Genomic DNA, 12,709 nt, shown 5'->3' with positions numbered 1-12,709 from the left:
TGAGTCATGGGGGAGGTGCGCCCGGGGGGGTGGACTGTTCCCGCACGCCGTCGGCCGTGGGCCTCTGCCCTTCCTCTTCCTCCGCCGTGTCTGGACTCGCTGTGAGTGCGGGGAAAGACGGATAAGCGTAGAGTGACGTGCTCGCGGTCCCCCACCGTTCCCCGGGCGCTGCGTCCCGGCTCCACCCAGGACACCCTCATGCAACGTTGGACGCTTGCGCCCGTGGCCCTGCTGCTGGCCATCCTCGGAGCCAGTCCGGAAGGCGCACGGGCGAGCGGGCTCGAGCGCGGGACGCTGCGCATGCCCGAGGCGAGGGAGTTGGAGCTGCTCGTCGTGGAGGGCGCCGCGGGCGGGAGCGGCGCCCACACCTTGGGGTGGCTCTACTACGACGAGCTCGTCTCCCGGGGCTACGTGGACCTCCGCGACCCCGGGGATCCGTCGGACGACGTCCTGGTGGATGCGGACGGCAACGGCGTGGCGGACTTCCACGAAGATTTGTTCAACCTGAACCCGGACCGTCCCTACGTGGGCGAGGGCTCGCGGTGCCTGCCGGAGCAGATCTTCTTCCACCTGCTCCCCGACGCGCGGGTGGCGCGCTTCCGGGCGCCGGAGCTGCTGACGGGGGCTTGCGCGAACGGCTCGGACTACGTGCCGGGCGTGGGGCCTCGGCGCTGGCCCGTGGGGGATTGGAGCCTGCCCTCCCAGCCTGGTGGGGCCGTGGTGGGCCGGACCCTGGCGGAGGAGCCGGCGCTGCTCGGGCACCTGGGGCGACCGGAGACGCTGGCGGACGCGCCCTTCAGCGATCGAGGTGTCTTCCCGCACGTCCCGAACCTGCTCGAGCCCCGGGATCCGCTCAACGGCCACCGCGGCCTCGGACACCTCGTGGCGCCTCGCGCGTTCGACGGCGTGGGTCGGCTCATACCGGGGAGCGACCCGAGCCTGGACCTGGGCGAGGCGGGGCGCCGCCTGCGCCTGGGGAGGATCGACGGTGGGCGAGAGGTGGTCTTCTTCCTCGTCACCCAGGGCACCCAGCTCCCCGGCATGTCGGCGGATGCCTGCCTCATCCCCTACCGAGGCCCCTCGGGCTGGATGGAGTGCTCGCTCTGGGCCCATGGGGATACCCAGGTCTACTTCTCGAAGACGCTGCTCAACCTGGACCTGCACCAGCTGCCGGATGAGCGGCTCACCACGAAGGACCTGGGAACGGAGTGGCTGAGCGACTCGGGATATCGCCGGCTCGGTTCGGCGGCGTACGGCGGCATCGTGGTCGGGAAGACGGTCAAGGAGGTCCGGGGCCAGGGAGAGCGCAGCCCGCACGCCCTCCTCCACACGCCGCGCTCGCGCCCGGAGGTGATGCTGCTGGGGTGGGAGGACAGCAGCGCCGGGGGAGATCGGTCCTTCAACGACGCGGTCTTCCTCATCCAGGGGCTGGCGCCCGCGACGACGGTCATCACCATCGAGGCGGACCCGAATCCCGTCCAGGAGAACTCGCTCGTCACGGTGACGATGCGGGTCACCACGTCGCTGGAGGGCGACCCCATCACCGAGGGCGAGGTCTCCCTCTACGTCGACGGCCAGTTCCTGGCGACCCTGTCCCTCTCGGCCGACGGGACCGCGTCCATCATGATGACCCTGGACGCGGGGACCCACATCCTCACGGCCGATTACAGCGGCTCCGAGGGAACATACGAGCCCAGCGTCGCCGACGAGTACTTCCTGGACGTCGAGGGGCCCGACGGTGGCAGTCCAGACGGTGGGCGCCCGGATGCCGGCACTGCCGATGCGGGCATGGACGCGGGCGCGCCTGACAGCGGCAGTCCCGATGGTGGGCGGCCTGACTCGGGCACCACGGACGCGGGTGTCGATGCGGGCACGTCGGACAGCGGCACCCCCGTCGATGCGGGAACCGATGCCGGTTCCCCGGATGGCGGCGGTCCCGTGGACGCAGGGACGGGAGACGCGGGTTCGCCGGATGGTGGCGGCCCCGTGGACGCGGGGACCACGGATGCAGGCACCGCGGACGCGGGCGGCCAGGATGCGGGCTCCACGGATGCAGGCACCGCGGACGCGGGCGGCCCCGACAGTGGAACCTCCGACGCGGGCGCGGATGGTGGCTCGCCAGGCGGCGACGCGGGCAGTTCGGATGGAGGCACGGGCAGCAACGACGGCGGAGTCACGGACGGCGGCAACCCAGGCTCCGACGCCGGCGACACGGACGGCGGCACCTCGGTTGGTGACGCGGGAGACGAGGATGCCGGCGTGGACGGCGGAGGCAACGACGCAGGTGGCCCTGACGGCGGCGAGGACCCCGACGCGGGCGACCCCAACGCCAGTGATGGCGGCAACGACGCGGGCTTGGAGGGGCCGGAGCTCCCAGGCATCCCGAGAGACCTGACGGTGACCGGATGGGGCTGCGCGGCGGGTGGCGCCAGCGGACTCCCGTTGTGGTGGCTGGGCGCGTGCCTGGGGCTCACGTTGCACCGGTGGCCTCGACGGTCGCGAGGCTGAGCAACTCCCTCCCGGAGGCGTCCATGATGCAAGATGCAAGGCCTCCGGGAACGCGGCTTCCCGCGAGGCGCGCGCCACGCGACTCGAGCCACGTCAGCGGAGGACGTCCCGGACAGACGCCGTCACTTCGTCAGGGCGGAGTCCCTGGTGGGCCCCCTCACGGGCAGTTCCCCCCGGTCCCCCACTCCCCTGCGCCCGCAAACCTCACGACACGGAAGCCGACTCACTCCCGGGTCGGTAGGCGGTATCTCCCGACCCGGTGCTCAGGGCGTCTTCCAGTCGCCGTAACACCCCACGAGGCCACAGGCCACGCAGCGACAGGCGACGTAGAACCAACGCACGGTGGTGCGGTCGCTGTAGTACGCGGCGCCCGTGGAGATCTCGAACCGCTCTTCGCCACACAGGCACTCGCACACATCCGGGTCGGCCTCGTCGAGGTACTCCGCGCTGTCGCCGAGCGGCTGCTGCTTCTCGCACGCCGGACAGGACTGGACGGCAACCCCTGCGTCATCGTCGACGAGCAACTCCAGCACGTCGACGCCGCACTCACACGCGAGCGACGCCATCGTCTCGACGGGATAGGCATTCTCCCGGCTGTATTGCTCGAGCAAGGGCCGCAGGTCGGCCCGCGAGTCGCCGTAGGAGTGCTCGCCCTTCTTCGTCAGCGCCATGGACGGTGAGACCTTTCGGACAGACGAAGAGGACGGAGCCAACCACGCCCCGCCCCGAGTCAGCCCAGCAGGCGGAAGCTCTCGCGGGCGATGACCATCCGCTGCACCTCGCTGGTGCCCTCGTAGATGGTCTGCACGCGCGCGTCGCGGAAGTACCGCTCCACCGGGAACTCGTCGATGTAGCCATAGCCGCCGTGGAGCTGGACGGCCTTGTCGCAGACGCGGTTGCTGGTCTCGCTGGCGAACAGCTTCGCCATGGAGGCCTCGCGGGTGAAGGGCTGCTTCAGGTCCTTGAGGTGCGCCGCGCGCAGGGTCAGCAGCTCGGCCGCGTCGATCTGCGTGCGCATGTCCGCGATCATGAACCGCGGCCCCTGGAAGTCGCCGATGGCCTGCCCGAACGCCTTGCGGTCCTTCACGTACGTCGCCGTGGCCTCCAGCGCCGCGCGGGCCACGCCGCACGCCTGGGACGCGATGCCGATGCGGCCACCATCCAGCGCGACCATGGCGAGGCGGAAACCCTGCCCCTCCGCGCCCAGGAGATTCTCCGCAGGGATGACGCAATCCTCGAACGTCAGCGCGACCGTGTTCGAGGAGCGCAGCCCCATCTTGTCCTCGTGGCGCCCCACGATGAGCCCCGGGGTGCCACCCTCGACGATGAAGCAGGACAGGCCCTTGTTGCCCGCGGGCGACGTGCGCGCCCAGACCACCATGACCCCCGCGTGGGCGCCGGAGGTGATCCACTGCTTGCTGCCGTTGATCACCCACGTGTCCCCACGGCGGACCGCCGTGGTGCGCAGCGCGCCCGGGTCCGAGCCCGCGTGCGGCTCCGACAACGCGAACGAGCCCGCCACGGCCTCGCCCGAGGCCAGCCGCGTCACGTACTTCTCGCGCTGGGCCTCCGTGCCGAAGGCGTTGATGAGCTCGGCGCACATGTTGGTGACGGCCATGGCCACCGACGTGGAAGCGTCCGCCGCGGCCATCTCCATCATCGCCAGCGAGTACGAGACGGCCCCCGCCTCCGAGCCGCCGTACTTCGACGGGATGTTGACGCCCAGGAGCCCCAGCTCGCCCAGCTCCTTGAACAACTCCGTGGGGAAGCGCTCCTGCCTGTCCAGCTCACGGGCCAGCGGGGCCACGCGCTCCCGGGCGAACTTCCGGGCCGTCTCACGGATCAACGTCTGCGTCTCGGTCAGCTCGAGGTTCACGGCGGTCGTCCTACTCGATGGCCTTGAGGTTGAACGGATACTCGATGGGATGGTCGGCGCCGTCCGGAGGCTTGGGGAACGTCATGGACGACAGCACGGCCACCACACAGTCGTGCAGCCCGGAGTCCTTCAGGGTGCTGCCCTTCTTCACGACCTTGGCGCCCTTGACCAGCCCGTTGGCGTCGATGGTGAAGGTCGTCTTCAGCCGGCCCTCCACCTTCTTGTCCTTCTCCGCCATGTGGTCCTCGTAGCACTCCTGGATGCGCCCCTGGTTGTAGAGGACCACCTCGCGGATGGAGTCCGGGGTGAAGGGCATGCGGGCGACGTCCGGCGCGTCGCTCTTCGCGGGCGCCGGAGTCGTGGGCGTGGGCTTCCCGCCAGCGGGCTTCTTCGCCGGAGTTCCCTGCGCGAACGCCACCGACGACGCCAGGAGCAACAAGGGAAGCAACGCCTTCTTCATGGCTACTCCTTCAGCACGTTGGCCGCGATGACGATGCGCTGGATCTCGCTCGTCCCCTCGTAGATCTCGGTGATGCGGGCGTCGCGGACATGGCGCTCGACGTCCATCTCCTTGCTGTAGCCCATGCCCCCGTGGACCTGCAGGGCCTTGTGGGCCACGCGGTTGGCCATCTCGCTGGCGTACAGCTTGGCCATCGCGCTCTCCGCGCTGTGGCGCACGCCCTTGTCCTTGAGGAGCGCCGCGCGCCAGACCAGCAGGCGGGCCGCGTCGATCTCCGTGGCCATGTCGGCGATCATGAACTGGATGGCCTGGTGCTCGCGGATCGGCTTGCCGAAGGACTTGCGCTCACCCGAGTAGCGCACCGCCTCCTCGTACGCCGACCGCGCGATGCCCAGCGCCTGCGCCGCGATGCCGATACGGCCACCGTCCAGCGTGGACATGGCGACCTTGAAGCCCTCGCCCTCCTTGCCGAGCAGGTTCTTGGCCGGCACCCGCATGTCCTCGAAGAACATGGAGCAGGACCAGGCGGCGCTGATGCCCATCTTCTTGTCGGGCTCCGCGCGGGTGAAGCCCGGCGTGTTGGTGGGGACCAGGAACGCGGTGATGCCGCGGTGGCCCGCCTCCTTGTTCGTCATCGTGAACAGGACGATGGCGTCGGCCTTGGGGCCGTTGGTGATCCAGTTCTTCGAGCCGTTGATGATGTACTCGTCACCCCGGCGCACCGCGACGGTGGACTGGGCGGCCGCGTCGCTGCCGGCCTCGGGCTCCGTCAGGCCGAAGCAGCCGAGCTTGTCGCCGCGCGCGAACGGCGTGAGGAACTCCTCCTTCTGGGCCTCGGTGCCGAACTTCATCACCGGGTCGCAGTAGAGCGAGTTGTTCACGCTCGCGATGACACCCGTGGACGCACAGCCGCGGCTGAGCTCCTCGACGGCAATCGCATAGCAGACGTTGTCGAGCCCCGCGCCGCCGTACTGCTCCGGCACGGCCACGCCCAGCAGCGACAGCTCGGCGAGCTTCTTCACCGCGTCGGTGGGCCACGTGTGGTGTTCATCCCACTTGCGGGCGTTGGGGGTGAGCTCCTTGGCGGCGAACTCGCGGCACATCCGCTGGATCTCGCGCTGGACGTCATTCAGCTCGAAGTTCATGAGGGCTCCATATTACGGGGGGTGTTCTCAGGGAATAGCGAAGACGCCCGGCCCCACCCCCAAGGTCGGATTGCCGTTCCGATAAGACGGCTGGGCGACCGCATCCCCGGAATTCCGGGTCGTCCCCCGGAACATGTTCAGTGGAACGGTGACATCGAAGGAGACATCCATGCGAGCGCCCTCCCCGGTCCAGGTACGCCGCAGCACCACGGACAGCGTCCAGGGCACGGTGTCGCGGTGTCGCTCGATGAGATCGTACGTCAACCCCAGCCCCGCCACGCCCCCCGAGCCGTCTCCGCCCCACACGCCCGCTCCCTCGACGAGCGCCCCCAGCCGGGCCGTGTCGGGGAACACGTACAGGCGAGCGCCCCCCAGCAGGCGGAACACGGCGGGAGACAGCCGGAGCTGCGGCTCGACGAAGGGCGAGAGGACGAGCGTGGGGCCGGGGATGTCCCACGCGGGGAGCGCCCACGGGTGCACGGGCCACGAGAGCACCCAGTGCTCCCGCGGCCGCGAGCCCCACTCGTAGCGCACGTCGGGGACGAGCGGCTCCAGGAAGCAGCCGGTGTAGAGGCACAGCACCCGCTTCCACGAGACGAGCGCCGGAGCCCGCTCCGTGTCGGGAGGCTCCGGCGTGGCGGGCACATCGGCGCGGGCTGGCGACGCGGCCAGGAGGACCGAGAGGAGGCTCCCGACCGCGAGCGCCCGCGTCACGTCACTTGCCGGTGAAGGCGGCGGGACGCTTCTCCAGGAACGCCTTCATGCCCTCGCGCTGGTCGTCGGAGCCGAACAGCGCCGCGAAGCCCTGGCGCTCCAGCTCGTTGGCGGCGCGCAGGTCCTGGTCGGCGCCGAACTCGATGACGCGCTTGGCCTGGGACACGGCCAGCGGGCCGTTCTTGAGGATCTTCCCGGCCACGAGCCTGCAGTGCGTCAGCAGGTCGGCGGCGGGGACGACGTCGAGGACGAGGCCGATCGCCTTCGCCGTCGCCGCGTCGACGCGGCCGCCGGTGAAGACCAGCTCCTTGGCGCGCGAGCGGCCCACCAGGCGGGTGAGCCGCTGGGTGCCGCCGAAGCCCGGGATGACGCCCAGGCTGACCTCGGGGAGGCCGAGCTGCGCCTTCTCCGACGCGTAGATGAGGTCGCACGCGAGGGCCAGCTCGCAGCCGCCGCCGAGCGCGAAGCCGTTCACCGCGGCGATGGTGGGGATGGGCAGCGCCTCCAGCAGGGCGAAGACGCGGTGGCCCAGGGCGGCGAACTCGCGCGCCGCGGACGCGGGCAGCGACGCCATCTCCGAGATGTCGGCGCCGGCGACGAAGGCCTTCTCGCCCCCGCCGGTGATGATGAGCGCGCGGGTGTCGGCGCCCAGGGACTGCACGGCCGCCTCCAGCTCCTGCAGCGTCTTGCTGTTGAGCGCGTTGAGCGCCTTGGGGCGGTCGATGGTGAGGAGCGCGATGGCGCCCTCGTGCTCCAGCCGGATGTTCTCGTAGGTCATGTGCGAGGCTCCTGGGGGCTCAGTACTTGTAGAAGCCGCGACCGCTCTTCTTGCCGAACCAGCCGGCGTCCACGTACTGACGCAGCAGCGGGCACGGGCGGTACTTCGGGTCGCCCAGGCCCTTGTGGAGCACCTCGGCGATGTAGAGCACGGTGTCCAGGCCGATGAAGTCCGCCAACTGCAGCGGGCCCATGGGCTGGTTGGTGCCCAGCTTCATCGCGGTGTCGATGTCCTCGGCGCTGCCCAGGCCCTCCATCAGGGCGTAGCAGGCCTCGTTCAGCATGGGGATGAGGATGCGGTTGACGATGAAGCCCGGGTAGTCCTTGGAGACGACCGTCGTCTTGCCCATGCGCTCGGACAGGGCGCGCGTGGTGGCGTAGGTCTCGTCGGAGGTGGCCGCGCCGCGGATGAGCTCCACCAACTGCATCACCGGCACCGGGTTCATGAAGTGCATCCCGATGACGGACTCGGGGCGCTTCGTCGACGCGGCGATGCGGGTGATGGGGATGGAGGAGGTGTTGGTGGCGAGGATGCCGCCCGGGCGGACGACGGCGTCCAGGTCCTGGAAGATGCGGCGCTTGAGGTCCTCGTTCTCCGTCACGGCCTCGATGGCGAAGTCGACGTCCTTCGCCTCGGTGACGTTCGTCAGCGTGGCGAGGTTGGCCTCCGCGGCCTGCTGCTTCGCCGCGTCCAGCTTGCCCTTCTCGACCAGCTTCTTCAGGCCGGCGCGGATGCGGTCCGCGCCCTTGGCGAGGCCGTCCTTCGACACGTCCGCCAGGGTGACGCGCAGGCCCGCCTGCAGGGCCACCTGCGCGATGCCCGCGCCCATCTGCCCGGCTCCGACGACGACGATGTGCTCCGTTGCCATGGTCCTCTCAACCCTCTCGGTCGGAATGTGGATACGTGGGGCGGCCTTAGCCCACGCTTCCGGGACGGTCAACGAGTCGCGGGCGGCAACTGGAGCTGGCGGACGATGTAACGCTCCTCCCCCACCGTCAGCGGCTCGTCGATGCGCACCCGCTGTTCACGGTCCGCGAGCTTCACGAAGAGCACCGCGCGGAAGGCGCCCGCCGGCAGGTCCACCTTGAAGCTCAGCTCCGGAGGGGCGCCGGTGGTGAAGAAGCGCTCCTCGCGCTTGAGGGGGATGCCCTCGGAGTCCACCACCTGGAGGTCCAGCGCGCGGGCGGCCTCCCAGCCGGGGCCGGTGGGCTGGAGGACCAGCTCGCGCTCCGGGGTGCCGGTGATTTGCCAGAGCCACAGGCCCAGCGCGGCGAGCACGAGCAGGGGCAGTCGCTTCGCCAGTGGCGAGGAGCGCCAGCCCTTCCGTTCGGAAGTGGACACGCCTAGTCCTTCTTGCGGCGGGAGCCGGGGCGCCGGGCGTTGAGCTCGGAGATGACCACGCGGGCCGTGGGGGCGGCGTGGCGCTTCTCCTTGGCGGCGCGGGGCTCGGGGGGCTCGGCCTCGTCGTCGGAGCCGAGCTTCTCGGCCTTGTCCGGGGGCACCAGGCGGACCTGGGCCTTGATCTCCAGCGTCATGCCGGAGATGAGCTTGAGGAACTCGTCGCGGAGCTTCTCGGACTGGAGGAAGCGGCGGAGCTCCTCGGTGATCGCGCCGGTGACCTCGTCCTTGGTCTTCTCCGCCTGGGAGAGGATGAAGCCGAGGGCTTCCTTGGGCAGCTTGAGCTGCCCGGCGAGGTTGCGGATGCCCTCTTCGGTCATGAAGAGGGCGCCCAGGCCGGCCACGGCCATGCGGCGGACGAACTCCGGCACGAAGCCGGCGGGACCGGAACGGCCTTCACGTCCCTGCCGATCGTCGTCGATCAGCGGGTCGGGCGGGAAGTCGTCGTTGCCGGCCGGGGCCATGAAGTCTCTCCTTGGGTGTCAGCGAGCCTGTACCACGGGCAGGGGGATTCCCTTCGCGCCCTGGGCGGAGACGCGACCGGCGACGTTGCGAGCGACGTCCTGGAAGGCCTTGGCCTCCGGGCTGTCCTTGTGGCCCACGACCACCGGCACGCCGGAGTCTCCCGACACACGCACCTTCAAGTCCAGCGGAACCTCGCCGAGGAACGGGATGCCGAACATCTCCGCCGCCTTGCGGCCGCCGCCGTGGTTGAAGATGGGCGTGACGTGCGAGCAGTTCGGGCAGACGAACTGGGACATGTTCTCCACGATGCCCAGCACGGGGATGTGGACCTTGTCGAACATCTGCTTGGCGCGGACCACGTCGGCCAGGGCCACGTCCTGCGGCGTGGTGACGAGCACCGCACCCGCGGCGCGGATGGACTGGGACAGGGAGAGGGCCACGTCGCCGGTGCCGGGGGGCAGGTCGAGGACGAGGTAGTCGAGTTCGCCCCAGTTCACGTCGCGCACGAGCTGCATGAGGGCGCCGTGGAGCATGGGGCCGCGCCAGATGAGGGCCTGGTCGGCCTCGACGAGGAAGCCGATGGACATGACCTTGATGCCGTGGGCGACGAGCGGGTCGAGCGACTTGCCGTCGGGGCTGACGGGCTTCTTGTCGCCCAGGCCGGTCATGAGGGGGACGGAGGGGCCGTAGAAGTCGGCGTCGAGCAGGCCCACCTTGGCGCCGTGCTGGGCCAGGGCGGTGGCGAGGTTGAGGGCGACGGTGCTCTTGCCCACCCCGCCCTTTCCGGCGCCGACGAGGATGACGTTCTTCACCTTGGGCAGCAGTCCACCCGTGGGCATGGAACCTCCGGCGGCGCGCACCTGGGCGCCCCATTCGATGTCGAAGGACTTCAGGCCGGGGACGGCCTTGAGGGCGGCCTCGGCGTCCGCCTGGATCTTCCCCTTCATGGGGCAGGCGGGCGTGGTGAGCTCGATCTTGAGCTTCGCGGTGTCTCCGCTGACGCGGACGTCCTTCACCATCCCGGCTTTCACCAGATCCACGTGGAGCTCGGGGTCCATCACCTTCGACATCGCCGCGAGGACGTCGGCCTCGGAAACGCTCATCGGAACACCTGAAACCTTTTGGAAAACGGGCGCTTGGGGGCGCCCCCTGGCGGGCGCGGAATCTGCCAGCACGCGGGGGGCTGTCAACGTCGTTTAACGCCCCGTGGGGGCAGGCGCACCCTCCAGGCACCCTTGGGGGCAGGCGGATGTCGGCGGGCTGAAGCCGCCCATCAGCGGGGCTGGGGGTTACTCGAGGGTGGCGACGCGGTACTCGCCGTCCTCGAGGACCAGGCGCACGGCGCGCTCGTCGCCGAGCGGGAAGACGGCCTCCCCCGCCCCCACCCGCACGTGGGTGTTGAGGGCGAGCCGGGCGCGGCGCAGGCGCTCCTTCGCGAGGGGCTCGTGCTCGAAGTCCGACTGGAGGCGCTCGGGGGTGTAGCGGGCGCGCAAGGGGGCGGCGAGGAGGCTGTAGGCCTCCTTCCAGTCGCGGGCGTCGGAGGCGTCGAGGAAGCGCCGGAGGGTGGTTCGGGGGACGTCGGCGGGGCGGGCCTCGACGACGCGCCAGTCGGCGCCGGAGCGAGCGAGCGTCAACGAGGGGGCACGGGCCTCGAGGACGGAGGCGCCCGCGCGCACGGCGGCGGCGCGGTCCATGCGGGCGGTGGGGTCGGAGTAGCGCTCCAGGAAGGCGGCTTCGCCGTCCGGGCCGTCGGTGGTCAGGGCGTAGGCCTCCTGGAGGCGGCCCTCGTCGAGGGCGCGGGCGTAGGCCTCCGCGACGGAGACGGGCTCACGCGGCGTGGTGGCACAGGCCGGGGCCAGCAGGAGGCTGCCTAGGAGGACGGTGTGCTTCATGGGGCGCGGAAGATACCACCCGAATGCCAGCGAGGCTCCACACTCGCTCTCAGGTCTGCCTACCCCACGCTCTGGGGCATGCCATGGAGATTTTAGCCACAACTTCCTCGCTCAGGGCTTCTTGAAGGCCTGCCTCGCGACGAGCCTCGGCAATCATTCTCTCGAAATCCCCCATCCCTGCGCCGTAAACCACTCACTCATGCATCGAACACAGTAGCCACCGGGATGCGCATCCCATTCCAGATCATATCCCCCATCAGGGCCGACACGAAGCCTGTCCAGGGCCTGCCCCCAACACATCCGACAGAGCGCAACAGGCGTTCTCCAGCCATCAACGAGGACACGAACGGGCTCAAGACGGCTCAATTCGACGGCATCGACAATGTATGCACATGAAATACGAACGTCCTCCAACGCGCGAGTCGGACAATGAACCATCGGCATCAAACGTCCCTCTCCATTGCCACCTCATCTTCGAACACTCTGCTCAAACAGTCCCCAGCATTACCTGTCTGACCCCGCCGGACCGCTGGCTACTCCTACAGTTGTAGCTCGGAAGGTTCGTGCGGCGCCCTGCCACTGTCAGTCAGAAATCGCAGCACACAACTCACAAATCCAAGCTCGACCACCACCACGCCCTCCAACTCGTCCCTGACGCCATTTGGAATCAAATGACTCCCTTGTTTCAATCTCACCCCAGAAAGAAGTCGGGTCGACCTCAAGCGGCCGACAGGGACACACCGGAGGCCATCGTCTTCGCGCTCCGAAGCGGAATCTCATGGGAAATACTGCCCCGCCAACAATTCGCCCCATCAGCCATGACTGCATGGCGACGCCTGAGGGAGTCGGCGCGCAGGTTCGGAGGGGCCCTGACAGAGATCCACCCGCCGACAGGAGACGTCGGAAGTTCCCCCCAGGTCCTCCCCGACCGAACCATGACCTTTGCGATCAACCAACCCGACACTGACCTCATTCGGCGTCATCAGGAGTCACTCATCAGGCGGCTCGGACGGCCCCAAATGTTCAAACCTGAAGGCAAATGAAACCATGACATGATTCACACTGGTCGGACGGAAAATTCCAGGACGCACCCCGAGCAGCCTTGCCGATTTCATATTCCAAGCAACAACCAACGCCGCGCGACATCTGTGACAAAGCACCTTGCCGCCAGAAGCAGCCACCTCAAACGCCCTCTTGACGTCCCCATCGTAGACTACCTCACGCACCCCGACACCTCCTTTGCAAGCTGCTCTTGAAGGTGGCCACCTTGCCCTCGAGAGAGAGATTACCAGGATAGCGGGCCAGCCGCAGCCCTGCGGCCTCAGTGACACTGCGGCATCCGCAGCCCTCAATGGTCAGGTGAAAACCGGCCAAAGAGGGTCCCGTCAAAACCGGCCAAAGAGAGAGGGCCGAGACAGGAGGACTCCTACCCTGCGGACTCGGCGGACCGCAACTCCAAGGCCCCCTTGGTGC

Annotated in this window: 13 protein-coding genes; 2 read left to right on the top strand and 11 right to left on the bottom strand. The window is 69.2% G+C overall.

Features of this window, described 5'->3' with window-relative positions; all coding sequences use genetic code 11:
- Window positions 1-198 precede the first annotated feature (198 nt).
- On the top strand, window positions 199-2,508 hold the full coding sequence (locus LZ198_RS39165) for a hypothetical protein (RefSeq protein WP_253977276.1): 2,310 nt from the start codon (window positions 199-201) through the stop codon (window positions 2,506-2,508).
- A 263-nt stretch (window positions 2,509-2,771) separates the two neighbouring features.
- On the opposite strand, the gene LZ198_RS39160 is transcribed toward LZ198_RS39165, so the two are convergent.
- The 11 genes from LZ198_RS39160 to LZ198_RS39110 form a co-directional block, all read right to left on the bottom strand.
- Entirely contained in the window at window positions 2,772-3,179 is a 408-nt protein-coding gene (locus LZ198_RS39160; protein ID WP_253977275.1) for a hypothetical protein, read from the bottom strand.
- A 59-nt stretch (window positions 3,180-3,238) separates the two neighbouring features.
- Window positions 3,239-4,384 (bottom strand): acyl-CoA dehydrogenase family protein, encoded by a 1,146-nt coding sequence (locus LZ198_RS39155; protein WP_253977274.1) that lies wholly within the window; start codon window positions 4,382-4,384, stop codon window positions 3,239-3,241.
- A 10-nt stretch (window positions 4,385-4,394) separates the two neighbouring features.
- Window positions 4,395-4,844: an AgmX/PglI C-terminal domain-containing protein gene (locus tag LZ198_RS39150; RefSeq protein ID WP_253977273.1), complete on the bottom strand. Its 450-nt coding sequence runs from the start codon at window positions 4,842-4,844 to the stop codon at window positions 4,395-4,397.
- A 2-nt stretch (window positions 4,845-4,846) separates the two neighbouring features.
- Window positions 4,847-5,989 (bottom strand): acyl-CoA dehydrogenase, encoded by a 1,143-nt coding sequence (locus LZ198_RS39145; RefSeq protein ID WP_253977272.1) that lies wholly within the window; start codon window positions 5,987-5,989, stop codon window positions 4,847-4,849.
- Between the two features lie 27 nt (window positions 5,990-6,016).
- Entirely contained in the window at window positions 6,017-6,703 is a 687-nt protein-coding gene (locus LZ198_RS39140) for a hypothetical protein (protein ID WP_253977271.1), read from the bottom strand.
- A 1-nt stretch (window position 6,704) separates the two neighbouring features.
- The gene (locus LZ198_RS39135; protein WP_253977270.1) at window positions 6,705-7,481 is read right to left on the bottom strand and encodes an enoyl-CoA hydratase-related protein; all 777 of its coding nucleotides are present in this window, start codon (window positions 7,479-7,481) and stop codon (window positions 6,705-6,707) included.
- 19 nt (window positions 7,482-7,500) lie between these two features.
- On the bottom strand, window positions 7,501-8,349 hold the full coding sequence (locus LZ198_RS39130) for a 3-hydroxyacyl-CoA dehydrogenase family protein (RefSeq protein ID WP_253977269.1): 849 nt from the start codon (window positions 8,347-8,349) through the stop codon (window positions 7,501-7,503).
- Between the two features lie 68 nt (window positions 8,350-8,417).
- A complete protein-coding gene (locus LZ198_RS39125) occupies window positions 8,418-8,822 on the bottom strand; it encodes a hypothetical protein (RefSeq protein WP_253977268.1) in 405 nt (134 codons plus the stop codon).
- Between the two features lie 2 nt (window positions 8,823-8,824).
- A complete protein-coding gene (locus LZ198_RS39120; RefSeq protein ID WP_253977267.1) occupies window positions 8,825-9,343 on the bottom strand; it encodes a hypothetical protein in 519 nt (172 codons plus the stop codon).
- Window positions 9,344-9,361: 18 nt separating this feature from the next.
- Window positions 9,362-10,447 (bottom strand): Mrp/NBP35 family ATP-binding protein, encoded by a 1,086-nt coding sequence (locus tag LZ198_RS39115; RefSeq protein ID WP_253977266.1) that lies wholly within the window; start codon window positions 10,445-10,447, stop codon window positions 9,362-9,364.
- A 186-nt stretch (window positions 10,448-10,633) separates the two neighbouring features.
- On the bottom strand, window positions 10,634-11,236 hold the full coding sequence (locus tag LZ198_RS39110) for a hypothetical protein (RefSeq protein ID WP_253977265.1): 603 nt from the start codon (window positions 11,234-11,236) through the stop codon (window positions 10,634-10,636).
- Between the two features lie 563 nt (window positions 11,237-11,799).
- Between LZ198_RS39110 and LZ198_RS43745 the strand changes: the two genes are divergently transcribed.
- Complete coding sequence (locus tag LZ198_RS43745) at window positions 11,800-12,279, top strand: transposase (RefSeq protein WP_407667503.1); 480 nt, start codon at window positions 11,800-11,802, stop codon at window positions 12,277-12,279.
- Window positions 12,280-12,709: the final 430 nt, after the last annotated feature.

The sequence above is a fragment of the Myxococcus dinghuensis genome (assembly GCF_024198235.1).
GTDB classification, from domain to species: Bacteria; Myxococcota; Myxococcia; order Myxococcales; family Myxococcaceae; genus Myxococcus; species Myxococcus dinghuensis.
Note: the sequence above shows the minus strand (reverse complement) of the source record. Positions and strands in the feature narration are given on the sequence as shown.